A 14,532-nucleotide genomic window follows, 5' to 3' on the forward strand; every position below is an offset into this window, starting at 1 on the left:
CCTCTTTGAGGGCGCGCAGTTTTTTTCAGATCTATTCAGAACGGCTCAGCCCGAAAAACACGTTGCGGGGTGAATATGTCGGCCGCGCGTGGCAGCGCATTAAACGGGTATTGAAAAGCCGGCGATGGCGGCAACCAATGGTTTTCAAGTTATTGGAGTCGCGCCGGTCGCCTGATTGAAGTGCCAGCGTTTTTTGGGGCTTTTGGGAGGGCCACGCGTGGATGCACCGTTAACCGATGAGGTACTCAGTGAGGCGTAAGATGAATGAGATCGAAGAAAATCAAATCAGGGAGGCGTGCGACGCGATATTGGAGAGCGATGCGTTTGCAAAGGCGCATCGGATGAAGCGGCTTTTCCGTTTTCTCGTGGAGCAGGCGGTCGCCGGAGAAAATCGCAATACCAACGAGCACACCATCGGGATCGAGGTTTTCGACCGCGAAGCTTCTGCCTACATGCCGGGCGAAGACCCGATCGGGAACCTCTCAAAACCCATCCGGTCCCTTGTTGATCGAGAATGCGTGCTCCATCCTTTGCCATGATCACTCCCCGTAGCGCCCTGAAGTTCGACCTGTTCGCTGAGGCCTCGCGCCAACACAAGAGAGATGAGGTGGGCGATCCGCTGCAGGTGATCGCGCGGCACATCGACTTCGCAGAACTGGCCCGGCTGGTGGATGCCTTGATCGAACGCGGGGGTGGCCGCCGGGGCGGTCGGCCCGCCTACCCCACCGAGGTGATGGTGCGCATCCTGGTGTTGAAGCGGCTGTACAACCTGTCCGATGAGCAGATGGAGTATCAGTTGCTGGACCGGGGGAGCTACCAGCGGTTTTGCCTGTTGCAGGATGCGATGAACGTGCCGGACCGCAAAACGATCTGGCGCTTTGGCGAGCGCCTTGGCGTGGGCGGGGCAACGGCCTTGTTCCAGGGGGTGGATGCCCAACTGCAGCGCCACGGCTACATCGCCCGGGGCGGGCAAGCCATTGATGCCACGCTGGTGCCCGCGCCCCGACAGCACATCGGCCAGCAGGAGCGGCGAACGCTGGCACAAGGCGGGCAGCCGGACTGGAGCCAAGCGCGACGCAGGCAAAAGGATGTGGAGGCCACGCACACGAAGAAGCACGGCAAAAGCCACTTCGGCTACAAGCTCAGCGTGAGCGTGGACCTCAAGCACGGCTTCATCCGCCGCCTCGCCACGGGCACGGCCAGCGAGCACGACGGGCACCACTTCGATGAGGTGCTGGACATGCACAACACCGGGCGGGCAGTGCATGCGGACAAAGCCTACCCGAGCCGCCAAAGGTGCCAGATGCTGAAAGTGCTGGGATTCGTGGATGCGATGCAGCGCCGTGCGCAGGCGGGCCGACCACAGAGCGAATGCCAGAAGGGGCGCAACCAGCGCATCGCAAAGAAACGAGCCAAGGTGGAGCACGTGTTCGCCGGTATCCGCCACCTGGGGGGCAAGTTCGTGCGCACCATCGGACAGGCGCGCGCCACGGTGGGGATGACGATGATGGCCGCCTGCTACAACATGAAGCGACTGGCCTGGTTCCTGCATCGGGGCGTGGATGCTTTCTTCAAGCCCGCCACTGGCAAGGCACAAGTGCGCCTGCAAACGGTGAAAGCCTGAGCCACCGGGCCTGCAAGGCCCCTCATGCACCCAGGCGCAGACCGTTGCTGGGCCTCATCACGCTCAAACGGCTACTGGCGCCCACTCCTCCCTATTCGGATTCGTCAAACATGGGGTTGTGAGAGGCTCCCGATCGTCAGGGTCCAGATCGGGCGACTGCGCCAAAGGCTGGACGCCTACTACGCGGCCCACAGGCCGCAGGGAGGAATCGAGATCCGCATTCCGGTGGGGAGCTACATGCCGGTGATCCACCGCCCTGCATCCCCTCCCGAAGACCCGGCGCATCCCAACCGTCTCATGGTGCAGCCGGTCCAATGCATTGCGGAGCGTGTTGACGGGCATGCTTTCGCCCGCGGGCTCTATGAGGAACTGGTGAACCAGCTCTTTCGTGCTTTTGGAGACGTGTTGGTGGCGCCCGCGTCATCGGCCGGGCCGAATGCCGGTGACCCTGGAGGGACCAGCCAGCGCGGCAGGTCGCACCATTGCGTCGAAAGCAGCCTGCGCATCGACACCGAGCGCATCCGTGCGTCCATACGGCTGGTGGATTCTTCTCTCAAACGGATCACCTGGGCTCGGCATTTCGACTGCTCGGTCCACTTCGGGATTCAACAGCAGGAGGAACTCGCGACGTCCATTTGCAGCGCTCTCAAGCCTGTTGTTTCATCCTTGAAGTGACCCGCGGCATCACTGCCTGTCTTGGCCGCCAGGCTTCGAGAGAGCTCGAAATGGCCGCTCTCGGACCACGTGGCAGGGCACGGAATGCGATTTACCTTCGCATGCTGGTGAACACGTCGAACTCCCAGCTGCGCAGCGCCAGCAGGACGGTGTAGCCCTCGCGTTCGCGCTCGGGCATGCGCTGGTCGGCCAGGTGCTGCTGCGCGAAATCGTGCGCCACGCGCTGCATGCGCTCCCAGAAGGCCGGCGCCAGGCTGCGGCTGATCGCGCCGTGCACCAGCAGCACGCCTTCGCCCGGGCCGTCGAAGCTCCCGGCGAAGTAGTCGAGCAGCGCATGGTCGCGAAAGTAGTGCATCACCGGGCCGTGGGGGCGCCAGCGGAAGGTCTTGGCGAGTTTGAGGCGGTAGCGGTTCAGGGGGCGCAATTCGATGATGCCGATGCGGTCGAGCTGCGCGAGGTACTTCACCCCCTCGGCCTCGCTCAGGCGGTATGTGGTCACTATCTGCTCCAGTGTCCACTGGCTCAGCACGCAGATCGCCATGAGCATCAGCTTCTTGTCGGCCACCACCGCCGTTTCCTGCGCCTGGCTCAGTTCCTTGAGCAACGGCTGGCTGTCGGCCACGCGCCGCGCCAGATCGGCGAAATCGAGCGCCAGTGCCCGGCAGATCGCATCGATGCGCGACAGCGGCATGTCGCCCTTGGCCAGCATGCGCTTGACGCTGGACTCGGCCATCCCCAGGGCCTGGGCCAGGTCCGCATAGGTCATCTGCGCGGATTTGAGTTCCTTCTTGAGGGCGGCAACGAGGTCGGTAGTGGTGCTCATGGGTATCGATTATGGATACCCGGCGTGGCCGGCGATGGGTCTGGGCGCGTTTCGTGCGCCCTGGCGTGGCAAGGGTGGAGAGACTGCGTTCCATTCCCCGTCCCTTCCTCGTCCGTCCCCCGTTCCACCCCGCTGCCTTCCGGAGTTTCGTCCATGCCGTCGTCCACCCGTTCTTTTTCCCGCGCCTTCCTCTCGCGTCCGGCCCCGGCCGAGTGGGCCTTGTATGGCGTCCTGACGGTGCTGGCCGCCGTGGGCGCCTGGGGCCCGCAGGTGGCGGCGGACCCGCACCAGCATGCCTTTGCCGACCAGCGCGCGCTGTGGGGCATCGCGCATGCCATGGACGTGCTTACCAACCTGCCGTTCGCCCTCATGGGTCTGCTGGGCGTGCGGCGCCTGGTGCAATGGGTGCGCAGCGGCCAGGGTGGCGGGTGCGGCGAAGGGGCGGCGCAGGCGCCCGGCACCGGCCGCACCACCACGGCGGTGATGGCGGCGATCTTTTTCTCTGGCCTGCTGCTCACGGCCGGCGCCTCGGCGCTGTACCACGCGGTGCCGCAAGGCATCACGCTGCTGTGGGACCGCATGGGCATGCTGGTGGCCTTCACCGGGCTGCTGGGCCTGGCGGTCGATGGGCGCATGGGTGCGCGGCCCGCCTGGGTGCTGGCCTGTGTGGTGCCGCTGGCGGGCGCGTTGTCGCTGCGGGCGTGGGGAACGGCGGGGCAGGTGCTGCCCTGGGGCGTGCTGCAGGGCGGGGGCATGCTGCTGGTCGCGGCGCTGGCGATGGTGCCAGCGCGGTCCGGCCGGCCGCCCCTGTCGCTGGTGGCCGTGATCGGCTGGTATGCCCTGGCCAAGCTGCTGGAGCTGGGCGACCACGCGGTGTTCGGCTGGACGGGCGGCTGGGTGTCGGGCCACAGCCTCAAGCACGTGGCGGCGGCCCTGGCTGCATGGCCGGTGATCGCAGCGCTGGCGCCGCGCCGCGCCCCGCTGCCGGGCGCCTACTGGGCGCAGTGCGTGCGGGCGGTGCCCTGGCGCCGCCCGGCGGCGGCCGCAACGGGCCTGCGCCGGGGCACAATCGCCGCCAGCGCGGACGAGGGGGCCCAGCCTGGCGCCGCGGCGCAACGCGTCTGAAGAACCATTCCACACAGGAGCACGGCATGAGCCAAGAACAGGCCCGCATGGCCGACCACCCCCGCGCGGCCGAGCCGTCGCACCCCAACCAGTTCGCCCTGCTGCGCCAGCGCCGCTTCGCACCCTTCTTCTGGACGCAGTTCGCCGGCGCGGCGAACGACAACCTGTTCAAGTTCGCCTTCACGGTGATGGTGACCTACCAGCTCAGCGTGTCGTGGATGCCGCCGTCCATGGCCGGCTTGGTGATCGGCGCGCTGTTCATCCTGCCCTTCCTGCTGTTTTCGGCCACGTCGGGGCAGCTGACGGACAAGTTCGACAAGACCCGCATGATCCGATTCGTGAAGAACCTGGAGATCGCCATCATGCTGGTGGCGGCCTGGGGGTTCCTCGCCTCCAGCGCCGCCGTGCTGCTGGCGTGCACCTTCCTCATGGGGCTGCATTCCACGCTGTTCGGGCCGGTCAAGTTCGCGTACATGCCCCAGGTGCTGAACGAGCGCGAGCTGACGGGCGGCAACGGCATGGTGGAGATGGGCACCTTCGTCGCCATCCTGCTGGGCCAGGTGGCGGGCGGGTTGCTGGTGGCGGTGCCGGACATCGGCCATGCCTGGGTGGCGGCGGCCTGCGTGCTGCTGGCCTTGGCCGGGCGCGCGGTGGCGCAGTTCATTCCGAGCGTGCCGGCCACCGACCCGGGCCTGTCGATCAACTGGAACCCGGTGACCGAGACCTGGCGCAACCTGAAGCTCGCGCACGCGAGCCCCGTGGTGTTCCGCTCGCTGCTGGGCATCAGCTGGATGTGGTTCTTCGGCGCGGTGTTCCTCTCGCAGTTTCCGAGCTTTGCGAAGGAGGTGCTGCACGGCGATGCGCACGTGGCCTCGCTGCTGCTGGTGGTGTTCTCGGTGGGCATCGGCGTGGGTTCGCTGCTGTGCGAGGTGCTGAGCCGCCGGCACGTGGAAATCGGCCTGGTGCCGCTGGGCGCCATCGGCATGAGCGTGTTCGCCATCGACCTGTACTTCGCCTCCCGCTCCCTGCCGCCCGGGCCCGAGATGGGGCTGGGCGCCTTCGTGGGGCAGGCCGCGCACTGGCGCGTGATGGCCGACCTGGCGCTGCTGAGCCTGTTCGCCGGCCTGTATAGCGTGCCTATGTATGCCCTGATCCAGATGCGCAGCCAGCCCACGCACCGGGCGCGCATCATCGCGGCCAACAACATCCTGAACGCGCTGTTCATGATCGGCAGCTCGCTGATCGCCGGGGCGCTGCTGGGCGCGGGCTTTTCTGTGCCGCAGATCTTCCTGTTCACGGGCATCGCCAACGCCATCGTGGCGTTCTACATCTTCCTGCTGGTGCCCGAATACCTGCTGCGCTTCGTGGCGTGGGTGGCGTCGCGCTTCGTCTACCGCTTCAGGATCCGGGGCGACCAGCACCTGCCCACCCAGGGCGCGGCCATCCTGGTGTGCAACCATGTGAGCTTCGTGGACGCGGTGCTGCTCATGGCGGCGAGCCCGCGCCCGATCTACTTCGTGATGGACCACCGCATCTTCCGCGTGCCGGTGCTCGGCTGGCTGTTCCGCCTGGCCAAGGCCATTCCCATCGCCCCGCAAAAGGAAGATCCCGCGGTCTATGCCGCGGCGTTCGAGCGCGCCGCCCAGGTGCTGCGGGAAGGGGATTTGCTTGCGATCTTTCCCGAGGGTGGCATCACGCGCGACGGGCAACTGCAGCCGTTCAAAGGCGGCATCATGAAGATCCTCGAGCGCGCCCGCGAAGAAGGCGTGGCGCCCCCGGTGATCCCGATGGCGCTGACCAACCTGTGGGGCTCGTATTTCAGCCGCATCGAGCGGGGCACCGCGATGGCGCGGCCCTTCCGGCGCGGCCTGTTCAACCGGGTGGGCCTGAACGTCGGGCCGGCCGTGCCGGCCACGCTGGTGCAGCCCGATCTGCTGCGCGAACGGGTGGCGGGCCTGCTGGCCGACTGAGCGCTGTCATTGCAGAGGCCCCGCTGCGAAGGCGGGGCGCGCCGCCTCAGGTGACGGCGAGCGAGGCCAGGCCCTGCAGCCGCCGCTGCTCGGCCGACGCCTCGTCGGTGTCGTCCTCCTCGCGGGCGCGCAGGCTGGCCTGCACGATGGCATCGGCATCCACCGCGAAGTGCGCCCGCAGGGCGGCGCGCGAGTCGCTGCGGCCGAAGCCATCGGTGCCCAGCGTCACATAGCGCCGGCCCGGCGGCACGAAGGCGCGCACCATCTCGGGCAATGCCACCACGTAGTCGCTCGCGGCGACGATGGGCCCGGACGTGGGTGCCAGTTGCTGCTCGAACCAGCTGCCCACCGCATCGCGCTCGCCCTGGCGCCAGCCGCGCTCGCAGGCCTGCCCCTCGCGCGCCAGTTCCACGTAGCTCGTCACGCTCCACACATCGGCCGCCACGCCGTGCTGCTGCTCCAGCCGGTCGGCGGCCTTGAGCACCTCGCCCAGGATGGCGCCGCTGCCGAAGAGCTGCACGCGGTGCGCCAGTGCCGGCGCGCCCTGCCGCAGCCGGTACATGCCGCGCACCACGCCGTCGTGCGCGTCGGCGGGCAGGCTGGGGTTGGCCACGTTCTCGTTGGTGACGGTGATGTAGAAGAATTCGTCGATCTGCGCCTCGACCATGCGGCGCATGCCGTGGTCCACGATCACGGCCAGCTCGCCCGCGAAGGCCGGGTCGTAGGCACGGCAGTTCGGAATGGTGGAGGCCATCAGGTGGCTGCTGCCGTCCTGGTGCTGCAGCCCCTCGCCGCCCAGCGTGGTGCGGCCCGAGGTGGCGCCGATGAGAAAGCCGCGCGCCCGCTGATCGGCCGCGGCCCAGATCAGGTCGCCCACGCGCTGAAAGCCGAACATGCTGTAGAAAATGTAGAACGGCAGCATCGACAGCCCGTGCGTCGAATAGCTGGTGGCCGCCGCCGTCCACGAGGCCAGCGCGCCGGCCTCGGTGATGCCTTCTTCCAGGATCTGGCCGGATTTTTCTTCCCGGTACACCAGCATCGAGGCGTTGTCCTCGGGCTGGTAGAGCTGGCCGAACGGCGCATAGATGCCGACCTGACGGAACAGCCCCGCCATGCCGAAGGTGCGGGCCTCGTCGGCCACGATGGGCACGACGCGCGGCCCCAGCGCCTCGTCCTTCAGCAGGTTGCCCATCAGGCGCACGAAGGCCATGGTGGTGCTCATGGCCTTGCCGTCGGCCTCCAGCGCAAAGCCACCGGTGGCCGGCAGCGGCGGCACGGCCACTTCGGGCGCCCGGGCGCGGCGTGCGGGCAGGTAGCCGCCCAGCGCCTGGCGGCGGTCGTGCAGGTAGCGCATCTCGGCGCTGTCGTCGGCGGGCTTGCAGAAGGCGGCGGTGCGGGCCTCTTCGTCGGTCAGTGGCAGGTGGAAGCGGTCGCGGTAGGCCAGCAGTTCGTCGGCGCCCAGCTTCTTGTGCTGGTGCGAGGTCATGCGGCCCTGGCCCACGCTGCCCATGCCGTAGCCCTTCATGGTCTTGGCCAGCACCACGGTGGGCTGGCCGGTGTGGCCTGCCGCGCGCGCGAAGGCGGCATGCACCTTGGCCGGGTCGTGCCCGCCGCGGCGCAGGCGGTCGATGTCGTCGTCCGACAGGTGGGCCACCAGGGCTTGCAGCTCGGGGCTCTTGCCGAAGAAGTGGCGGCGGTTGAAGGCGCCGTCGTTCGCGCTCAGGGTCTGGAACTCGCCGTCCACCGTCTGCGCGAAGGCCCGGGCCAGCGCGTGGCCGTGGTCGCGCGCCAGCAGCGCGTCCCATTCGGAACCCCACAGGCATTTCACGACGTTCCAGCCGGCGCCGGTGAATAGCGATTCCAGCTCGTCCACGATGCGGCCGTTGCCGCGCACCGGGCCGTCCAGGCGCTGCAGGTTGCAGTTGATGACGAAGATGCAGTTGTCCAGCCCCTCGCGCGCGGCGAGGGTGAGCGCGGCGATGGATTCGGGCTCGTCCATCTCGCCGTCGCCGAAGAAGCCCCAGACCTTGCGGCCCGCCGTGTCGCACAGGCCCCGATCGGCCAGGTAGCGCATGAAGCGCGCCTGGTAGATCGCCTTGATCGGGCCGATGCCCATCGAGCCGGTGGGAAACTGCCAGAAATCCGGCATCAGGTAGGGGTGGGGATAGGAGGTCAGGCCCTGGATGCCCTCGGCCTCGGCAGCCAGTTCCTGACGGTAGTGGCGCAGGGAGTCTTCGCTCAGCCGGCCTTCCAGGTAGGCGCGCGCATAGACGCCGGGCGCGGAGTGCGGCTGAAAATACACCAGGTCGCCGCCGTGCTGCTCGGTGCGCGCATGGAAGAAATGGTGGAAGCCCACCTCGAACAGGTCCGCCGCCGAGGCGTAGCTGGCGATGTGGCCGCCCAGCTCGCCCTGCGCGGCATTGGCCCGCACCACCATGGCCAGCGCGTTCCACCGCACGATGGCCGACAGCCGCTGCTCGATCTGCGGGTCGCCCGGGTAGGGCGGCTGTTCCTCCACCCGCACGGTGTTGAGGTACGAGGTGATGCCGGCCGGGCTCCATTGCAGCCCGCGCTGGCGCGCATGGGCCAACAACGCGTCGAGCAGCGCCGCGGCACGCTCGCGCCCCTGGCGGGGCTCCCAGGCGGCCAGCAGGCCGTCGAGCGCATCGCACCATTCCTGTACTTCCCCGGGGTCGAGCGTATCGGGCAAGGGGGTGGCGCCGGGCCAGCCGAGTCGTGTCATGGTGCTGCGTTCTCCTGGGGGGTGATCAACCGTTGCGGAAAAGGAAACTGTAGGCGTTCAGGGCGGGCACGCCGCCCAGGTGGGCATACAGCACCTTGGAGCCTGCTGGAAATTCGCCGTTGCGCACCATCTCGATCATGCCGTGCATCGACTTGCCTTCATAGACCGGGTCGGTCAGCATGGCCTCCTGGCGCGCGCACAGGCGGATCGCCTCCAGCGTGCCCTCGCTGGGCAGGCCGTATTCGGGGCCGCCGTAGCGCGTGTCCAGCACGATGTCGGCTTCGGTGATGTCGCGGCCCAGTTCCACCAGTTGGGCGGTGTTCTGCGCGATGCGCAGGATCTGCGCGCGGGTCTGCTCCGGCTTGGCCGATGCATCGATGCCGATCACCTTGTCCGCCCGGCCATCGGCCGCGAAGCCCACCACCATGCCGGCCTGCGTGCTGCCCGTGACCGAGCACACGACGATGTAGTCGAACTGAAAACCCAGTTCCTTTTCCTGCTGGCGCACTTCTTCGGCGAAGCCGACGAAGCCCAGTCCGCCCTTGGGGTGCTCGGAGCAGCCCGCGGGAATGGGAAACGGCTTGCCGCCGGCCTGGCGCACGTCTTCCATGGCCTGCTCCCAGCTCGGGCGGATGCCGATGTCGAAGCCCGCGGCGTCCAGCCGCACGTCGGCGCCCATGATGCGGCTCATCTCGATGTTGCCCACGCGGTCGTACACCGCGTCGGAGTAGTTCACCCAGTTCTCCTGCACCAGCACGCACTTCATACCCAGGTGTGCGGCCACGGCGGCCACTTGGCGCGTCTGGTTGGACTGGATGCCGCCGATGGAGACCAGCGTGTCGTAGCCGCCTTCGATCGCCTCGGGAATGAGGTATTCGAGCTTGCGCGTCTTGTTGCCGCCGAAGGCCAGGCCCGAGTTGCAGTCCTCGCGCTTGGCGTACAGATCGACCTTGCCGCCCAGGTGGGCGGACAGGCGCGGCAGCGGCTGGATGGGCGTGGGGCCGAAGGTCAGCGAATGGCGGGGGAATTTCTGCAAGTTCATGGGAAGCATCCTGGCAAAGGGAAGGGCATGGGGGCGGGGCTCCGGCGCCGCGGTGGATTGCCGCTGCCGCGCAGTGGCAGGGGCAACCGACAAGGGCAGTCCGTTGCCTGGAATGGTAGGAAAATGCGGGCGCAACAGGGTTGCAAAAATGGATTGAAAATCGGCCTGAAAAAGGCTGTGAAGCCTGTTTATTTCGAATTCATTGCGGGAAATCATTCATGTGCGCAACAAAATTAAGAAAGCCTGCGATGCCGTTACCCGCCGCCGATCTCACCGGCGAACTGGACCGCACCGACAAGGCCATCCTGCGGGCCCTGCAGCGCGATGCTTCGGTCTCCAACGTGGCGCTGGCGGCCAAGGTCCACCTGAGCGCGCCTGCCTGCCTGCGGCGCGTGGAGCGCCTCAAGCGCCTGGGGCTGATCGACGGGGTGGTGGCGCTGCTCAATCCGCGCGCCGTGGGCGCGGGCATGCTGGTGATGATCGGCGTGGTGCTGGACCGCTCCACGCCCGAGTCGTTCGCCGAGTTCGAGAAGGCCGCCGCCAAGATCTCGGGCTGCATGGAATGCCACGTGGTGACGGGCGAGTTTGACTATTTCATGCTGGTGCGCACCAGGGACAGCGAGAGCTTCAACCGCCTGCATGCGGAGCAGCTGCTCTACCTGCCAGGCGTGCGGCAGGTGCGCTCGTTCATGGTGATCCGCAACGTGCTCTCGACGACCGAACTGCCCATGGCGATCTGAAGCGGGGCCGGAAGGCCGGCGGCGCGCGGCAAGGCGGGAAGATCCGCCCGGGCGGTTTCGCTGCGAGCGGCGCGGCTCATCCACCACGCAGCGGCCATTGGAATGCCTGGGGCGTGACCACCGCCGGGGCGGAGGTCACGGGAGGCTGCCTCAGGGGGTCAGGGCGCCTTCACGACATGCGGAAAGGTCAGCCCATAGTTGGCCGCCACGCCGGGCGTAGCGCTGGGGTTGTTCAGCTTGGTGAACGCAGTGCCGATGAGGGGAATGCCTCTCGCGTCGGGCATCCGGAAGATGGCCCAGCCGTTGGAAAACGTTCCTTGCAGCGTCTTGCGGGCCACGGAAGAAGAAACGGCCGACCGGGTGTCCGAGAACGAAAGCACGGACAGTGCGCCGCAGCTTTCGGGTTGCGATGCCGCGTCTGAAATCACGCTTTCCGGGGTGAGGCTGCCATCGCGCGAGCCCATGCGGAAGCTCCAACTGCCGCCCCGGCTGCACACGCCGTCGCGGACCTGGGTGTTGAGCGAATGGAAGTACTGCTCGCCGCCGCCGCTGGGTGGCACGAGGGAATAGACGCGCTGGTTCGATGGGTCCGACTGGCTGTAGTCCTTGGCCACGCTGTACCGCTTGGTGGGGGTCGCCACGACCCAGTCGGTGCGGGCGGAGATGGAGTCGTCGAGAACGTACTGGTTCTTGAACTCGCGAACGGCCAGCAGCCGGGAGAGATCGCCGGCGGTGGCCCGTGCGCTGTCTGCTGTGGCGGGCAGGTAGACCGGCGTGGAGAGGTCGGGCAGGTCGTTGTAGCGGGCCAGCACGACTGCCGCCGTCGTCGGGAATGCGGTGTTGCCCTGCGCATCCTTGTTGCGCGTGGCAAGGCCTGCGGACACCAGCAGGGGGTCGGCGGTGTAGCGCTCCGGCTGCGAGACCGCCGTGTCCGTGGGAGGGAACAGCATGTAGTTGCCGCGCGCCGGCAGGCCCGTGTTGTTGATGGCCTGGATGGCCGTGGCTGCGCCGGAGAACGTGGTGGAGCCGGGCACGTCGATGACGTACCAGGTGGCGCTGAGCTGGCCGCTGGGGGCCGCGAGGCCGCGGCTGGCGGCGACGGCTTCGCTGCTCGTGTCCTGCATCAGCGCGGCATTGAGCACGGACTCGGAGCAGGGCGCGACCTCCTTCACCTGTTGAATGGCAACGGACAGCGCCGACTGGCTGGCGCCGTTGGGGCCATAGAGGGCCGCCTGCGGCACGTCGGCCATCACGATGGCCTCGATGGCGCCCTCGCGGGTGTTGGCCGCCATCACCTCGGGGGTCCATGCGGGGTCCAGCCGGCCTGTGGAGAACGGTTGCGCCACACCCTGCGCGAGGTGCGGCAGCGTGCAGCTGCGGTCGGTGGTGGTCAGCTGCGCCAGGCCGTCGGCACCGGCCGTCACCGCGCCGGTCCACACATCGCCGGGCGACAGAAGCACGTGCACACTCAGCAGGCTGTCGCCGTTGTTGGCGCCGCGAAAGCGCACCTTCACCACCTTGCCGTTGTCGAGGTCGGTGTTCACCAGGTGCAGCACGCTCATCTGGCCGTTCTGCGCCGTGAAGTAGGGCACCAGCAGCGCATGGCCTGCCTGGCCTTCGGCCACCTTGAAGCTGATGGCATCGGTCCCGCCCAACTGCGTGCTGGAAGGCGTGGCGCCGGTGCCGGCGATCACGCCTGCGTGTGCTGCGCCGGCCATGGCCAGCGTGCCGAGCAGGGCGCTGACCGCCCCGGAAATGGTTTTGACTTTCACGGTTTCTCCTGTGATTGGGATGGCAGGTGGGAACGTCTCCGCCATCGCCCATGGGCCGCGCAAAGGCAGCCTGTCACGCGATGGGGTAGGCACGGTGGTGGTGGGGCGGGGCCAAAGGCCCGCCCTGGGCGGCTGCTGCATGCAGCAGGCCACCCGCAAATCGAAACCACCGCGCTGAGGATGGGAGCCATGCCGGGCGATGGTGCCCGGCGGCTCCGGCAAGGATCGTGAACCCGTTCCGAGCGCCGGGCCCATGGCGGCCTCAATCGGCCGCCGCCCTGCGTGCGCTCAGGGCGCTTTATACATGTGCGGCATCGTCAGGCCGTAATTGCCCGCGACGCCAGGTGTGGCATTGGGGTTGGTGAGCTTGAGCAGTGCGGCGCCGATGATGGGGCGGCCATCCGACGCATTGGTGGCGATGCTGGCCCAGCCGGACACGAAGGCGTCCGATCGGGGCTGCGCGGTGATCGAGGCCGAGACGCCGGAGCGGCCCGCCTCCTGGAAGCCCAGCGTGGCCACCGTGCCGCAGGCCACCACGGGGCTGAGGGCGAGCTTGGTGCTGGTCTGGCGGTCGAAATAGGTCAGGTTCCACTGGCTGCACACGCTCTCGGGGCTGGTCTTGACCTGTGTGTCGTCACCCGAGAAATACTGGCTGCCGAGGTCCGAGGGCGGCACCACCGAATACACGCGGGCGACCGCTGGGGGCTGGCTGTAGTCGTAGGCCACGCTGTAGCGCTTGGTGGGCATGGACAACACCCAATCCGTTCGGGCGGAAATGGAGGGGTCGGTGGCGTACTGGTTCATCACTTCGGTGGCTGCCAGTTGCGCCGACAGGTCCCCCGCCGTCCTGCGCGCGTTGCGTTCGCCGGCCGGCAGGTAGTAGGGCGTGGACAGGTCGGGCAGGTCGTAGTAGCGCGCCTGGATGACGGCCGCATTGGTGGGCTCGCTGGTTTCGCCGTCGATGTTCTTCACGCGGGTGGCGAAGCCGGCCGAGACCAGCAGCGGGTCGGCGGTGTAGCGCTCAGGCGCGGTGACGGTCTGCGCGGTGGGCGGAAACAGCACGTAGTTGCCCCGTGCATTGCGGCCTGCGTTGTTGACGGCGCGGATCGCGGTGGCGGCCCCCGAGAAGGTGGTGGAGTTGGGCACGTCGATGATGTACCAGGTGCCCGCCACGCCGCCCGTGGGCGTGGCCAGGCCCCGGGAAGCGGCCGTGGCCTCGGCGCTGGTGTCCTCCAGCAGCGCCGTGTTCAGCGCCGCATCGGTGCAGGGGGCCGTGCCGTTCACCGGGCGGATGGCCGTGAAGAGTGCGGAGCGTTCCTGCTGGCCCGTGCCGTACACGGCGGCGGCGGGAATGTCGGCCGCCACGATCGCCTCGATGGCGCCTTCGCGGGTGTGGTTGGCCTGCACGTTGGCAGTCCACAGGGGGTTGAGCCGTTCGGTCACGAAGGCTTGCGCCACGCCGGGCGCGAGCCGGGGCGAGGTGCAGGTCGCATCGGCGGTGGTGAGTTGCGCGATGCCGTTGGCACCGGCCGTCACCGCGCCGGTCCAGACGTCGCCGGGGGCCAGCAGCACGGTCATGTGCAGCAGGCCATCGCCGTTGTTGGCGCCGCGAAAGCGCAGCTTCACGGCCTTGCCGTTGTTCAAGTCGGTGTTGACCAGGTGCAGCACCGTCATCTGCCCGTTCTGCGCCGTGAAGTAAGGCACCACGAGGCTGTGGCCGGGGCCGCTTTCGGCGATGGAATAGGTGGTGGCATCGGTGGTGCCCATCACGCTGCTGGAGGGCGTGCTCCCCGTGCCGGCGATGACGCCGGCCAGGGCGCTGGAGGCGAAGCCGGCGCTGCACAGCAGGGCGCACGCGGCCGCGATCTTCTGGATAGGCATGCGGAATCCTTCGGAGGGAGAGCCAATGATGGCGGCAGATTACCGCAATCCGCGCGGTTGTGGCACTCGCCGAGGGACTGGGGAAGCAGGGAAAGTATCGCCACGCGATACCTGGCAGCCGAAAGCCCGCCACCCGT

At 68.0% G+C, this 14,532-nt stretch carries 11 protein-coding genes; 6 read left to right on the forward strand and 5 right to left on the reverse strand.

The features are described 5' to 3' along the window. The first annotated feature begins 260 nt into the window (after positions 1–260). The 3 genes from M5C96_RS01965 (at position 261) to M5C96_RS01975 (ending at position 2,299) form a co-directional block, all read left to right on the forward strand. Complete coding sequence (locus tag M5C96_RS01965; protein ID WP_272566817.1) at positions 261–539, forward strand: hypothetical protein; 279 nt, start codon at positions 261–263, stop codon at positions 537–539. Further along, positions 539–1,624 carry an IS5 family transposase gene (locus M5C96_RS01970; protein WP_272569558.1) on the forward strand — a complete coding sequence of 362 codons (1,086 nt, stop codon included), beginning with the start codon at positions 539–541 and terminating at the stop codon, positions 1,622–1,624. Before M5C96_RS01965 ends, M5C96_RS01970 begins: the two co-directional genes overlap by 1 nt. 237 nt (positions 1,625–1,861) lie before the next feature. After that, positions 1,862–2,299 carry a hypothetical protein gene (locus M5C96_RS01975; RefSeq protein ID WP_272566819.1) on the forward strand — a complete coding sequence of 146 codons (438 nt, stop codon included), beginning with the start codon at positions 1,862–1,864 and terminating at the stop codon, positions 2,297–2,299. Between the two features lie 91 nt (positions 2,300–2,390). On the opposite strand, the gene M5C96_RS01980 is transcribed toward M5C96_RS01975, so the two are convergent. Next, positions 2,391–3,122 (reverse strand): helix-turn-helix domain-containing protein, encoded by a 732-nt coding sequence (locus M5C96_RS01980; protein ID WP_272566821.1) that lies wholly within the window; start codon positions 3,120–3,122, stop codon positions 2,391–2,393. Positions 3,123–3,275: 153 nt separating this feature from the next. On the opposite strand from M5C96_RS01980, the gene M5C96_RS01985 reads away from it, so the two are divergent. Next, on the forward strand, positions 3,276–4,247 hold the full coding sequence (locus tag M5C96_RS01985) for a hypothetical protein (RefSeq protein WP_272566823.1): 972 nt from the start codon (positions 3,276–3,278) through the stop codon (positions 4,245–4,247). Between the two features lie 26 nt (positions 4,248–4,273). Continuing rightward, the gene (locus M5C96_RS01990) at positions 4,274–6,217 is read left to right on the forward strand and encodes an MFS transporter (RefSeq protein WP_272566824.1); all 1,944 of its coding nucleotides are present in this window, start codon (positions 4,274–4,276) and stop codon (positions 6,215–6,217) included. Between the two features lie 46 nt (positions 6,218–6,263). Here M5C96_RS01990 and mdeB read toward each other — a convergent pair whose 3' ends face one another. Further along, positions 6,264–8,960, reverse strand: a complete 2,697-nt coding sequence (gene mdeB, locus M5C96_RS01995) for an alpha-ketoglutarate dehydrogenase (protein WP_272566825.1) — start codon at positions 8,958–8,960, stop codon at positions 6,264–6,266. Positions 8,961–8,985: 25 nt separating this feature from the next. Further along, the gene (locus tag M5C96_RS02000; protein ID WP_272566827.1) at positions 8,986–10,002 is read right to left on the reverse strand and encodes a 1-aminocyclopropane-1-carboxylate deaminase; all 1,017 of its coding nucleotides are present in this window, start codon (positions 10,000–10,002) and stop codon (positions 8,986–8,988) included. A gap of 218 nt (positions 10,003–10,220) precedes the next feature. Between M5C96_RS02000 and M5C96_RS02005 the strand changes: the two genes are divergently transcribed. Then, the gene (locus tag M5C96_RS02005) at positions 10,221–10,742 is read left to right on the forward strand and encodes an Lrp/AsnC family transcriptional regulator (protein WP_272566828.1); all 522 of its coding nucleotides are present in this window, start codon (positions 10,221–10,223) and stop codon (positions 10,740–10,742) included. A 158-nt stretch (positions 10,743–10,900) separates the two neighbouring features. Here the strand turns inward: M5C96_RS02005 and M5C96_RS02010 are convergent, their stop codons facing one another. Together M5C96_RS02010 and M5C96_RS02015 are read right to left on the reverse strand one after the other, a co-directional pair. Next, the gene (locus M5C96_RS02010; protein WP_272566830.1) at positions 10,901–12,514 is read right to left on the reverse strand and encodes a surface layer protein NpdA; all 1,614 of its coding nucleotides are present in this window, start codon (positions 12,512–12,514) and stop codon (positions 10,901–10,903) included. Positions 12,515–12,802: 288 nt separating this feature from the next. Next, complete coding sequence (locus M5C96_RS02015; RefSeq protein WP_272566831.1) at positions 12,803–14,395, reverse strand: surface layer protein NpdA; 1,593 nt, start codon at positions 14,393–14,395, stop codon at positions 12,803–12,805. Between the last annotated feature and the right edge of the window lie 137 nt (positions 14,396–14,532).

The organism is Acidovorax sp. GBBC 1281, from assembly GCF_028473645.1.
In the GTDB taxonomy this organism is placed as follows: Bacteria; Pseudomonadota; Gammaproteobacteria; order Burkholderiales; family Burkholderiaceae_C; genus Paracidovorax.

What these genes read in the sequence shown, in the direction of transcription:
- M5C96_RS01965 (WP_272566817.1), top strand. Translation starts at nt 261, where the DNA reads ATGAATGAGATCGAAGAAAATCAAATCAGGGAGGCGTGCGACGCGATA.
- M5C96_RS02015 (WP_272566831.1), bottom strand. Translation starts at nt 14,395, where the DNA reads ATGCCTATCCAGAAGATCGCGGCCGCGTGCGCCCTGCTGTGCAGCGCC.
- M5C96_RS01975 (WP_272566819.1), top strand. Translation starts at nt 1,862, where the DNA reads ATGCCGGTGATCCACCGCCCTGCATCCCCTCCCGAAGACCCGGCGCAT.
- M5C96_RS01985 (WP_272566823.1), top strand. Translation starts at nt 3,276, where the DNA reads ATGCCGTCGTCCACCCGTTCTTTTTCCCGCGCCTTCCTCTCGCGTCCG.
- M5C96_RS02000 (WP_272566827.1), bottom strand. Translation starts at nt 10,002, where the DNA reads ATGAACTTGCAGAAATTCCCCCGCCATTCGCTGACCTTCGGCCCCACG.
- M5C96_RS01980 (WP_272566821.1), bottom strand. Translation starts at nt 3,122, where the DNA reads ATGAGCACCACTACCGACCTCGTTGCCGCCCTCAAGAAGGAACTCAAA.
- M5C96_RS02005 (WP_272566828.1), top strand. Translation starts at nt 10,221, where the DNA reads ATGTGCGCAACAAAATTAAGAAAGCCTGCGATGCCGTTACCCGCCGCC.
- mdeB (WP_272566825.1), bottom strand. Translation starts at nt 8,960, where the DNA reads ATGACACGACTCGGCTGGCCCGGCGCCACCCCCTTGCCCGATACGCTC.
- M5C96_RS01990 (WP_272566824.1), top strand. Translation starts at nt 4,274, where the DNA reads ATGAGCCAAGAACAGGCCCGCATGGCCGACCACCCCCGCGCGGCCGAG.